The organism is Spirosoma endophyticum (assembly GCF_900112365.1).
GTDB classification, from domain to species: Bacteria; Bacteroidota; Bacteroidia; order Cytophagales; family Spirosomataceae; genus Spirosoma; species Spirosoma endophyticum.
This window is the reverse complement of the sequence record NZ_FOLQ01000082.1, coordinates 1-1,114: the sequence shown is the minus strand read 5'-3', so window position 1 is coordinate 1,114 and position 1,114 is coordinate 1. Positions and strand designations below refer to the sequence as shown.

Here is a 1,114-nt window from a genome sequence, read left to right as displayed (position 1 = left end):
CCATCGGGTCTATGCAGTGGTCAAGCGAGGCAAAAAATATGACAAAACTTATGCCCTCCCCCTTGCTTGATCCATAGAAATCGGCCCGGCTTTGTCATTGGTCTTTCGCCAGGCGTGAATCAGACTATCGCTAATACCCATCTTACGGGCTATGGTCATGATGGGTTCACCATTGGCAACTAGCCGCAATACATCGGCCCGCACGGGCGGCCCCGTTAAACTCGGCGGTATACTTTCGTTTGGGTTGTTGGGATTGGTTCATGGTACACGAAGTTAAAAAAGTTTCGTGTCCGGATATTTAGGACCATATCAGGTCAATACGTAGTAGCGAAACTGGGTAGCCTGCTGATCCGGCTCCTCCCGGGTTATATCGCCAAGCTTAATGAATACGGTGCTGTCATAAACAGCCTGTTGCGACACGCCATCCACAGCGGTTACGTAACCAGTCACTTTGACCTTTGGCAGTTTGACACTCGCTGTAGTAAGCACCTGGCCAGCCTGGTTGAGGATATAAAAGTGAACCACCAGGTGCGACAGGTTGGTACGGTTGGTCCACTCAAACCAGTACCAGTTGATTGGGGCTGTGCCTTCGTACTGTTTCGAGGAATTTAAATGAGTGATTATAAGCAGAGGCCTGGTATAAGAATAGACCTCGTGTTTGCTTGGCTCTATTGCCTGCTAACAGGTTTAAAAAAGGTATGAAAATCGGGAGTTAACAGGGGATAGATTACATAGGCAATCAATTTAAAAAATAGCTCTGCCGTGACTTGTCCGATAATAAATAGTCTAGGAGCTTATCCAACAAGCATGTCAACTACTACCTATGGAACACAATAAGCGTGACCGAGCGGCTACGACCCAACGTATTTTACAGGCCTTAGGGCAGGTATTGGACGAGGAGGGGCTGGTTGGCGTGCGAATCAATCGCATTGCTGAAAAAGCGGCGGTTAGTAAAGTGCTGATATACCGCTACTTCGGGAGTATAGAAGGCTTGCTGGACTATTACCTACAGCAAGGTGGGGTACTACCTCAGTTTAGCGCAGCTGGCCTGGACCAGTTGCAGCCTGTTCAGCCCCAAGACGTCGCTTTAGTATGGTCGAGTCAGTCATTACAG

General features: G+C 48.6%; 3 protein-coding genes. 1 reads left to right on the top strand and 2 read right to left on the bottom strand.

Annotation, left to right across the window (positions count from 1 at the left end; all coding sequences use genetic code 11):
- Positions 1–48: 48 nt before the first annotated feature.
- The gene (locus BM202_RS39295) at positions 49–159 is read right to left on the bottom strand and encodes a hypothetical protein (RefSeq protein WP_394333826.1); all 111 of its coding nucleotides are present in this window, start codon (positions 157–159) and stop codon (positions 49–51) included.
- Between the two features lie 150 nt (positions 160–309).
- Positions 310–525 carry a hypothetical protein gene (locus tag BM202_RS36525; protein WP_093835541.1) on the bottom strand — a complete coding sequence of 72 codons (216 nt, stop codon included), beginning with the start codon at positions 523–525 and terminating at the stop codon, positions 310–312.
- Between the two features lie 298 nt (positions 526–823).
- Here BM202_RS36525 and BM202_RS36520 point away from each other — a divergent pair.
- Positions 824–1,114 (top strand): TetR/AcrR family transcriptional regulator (locus BM202_RS36520; RefSeq protein WP_143100905.1); only part of this gene is annotated, 291 nt, incomplete at its 3' end.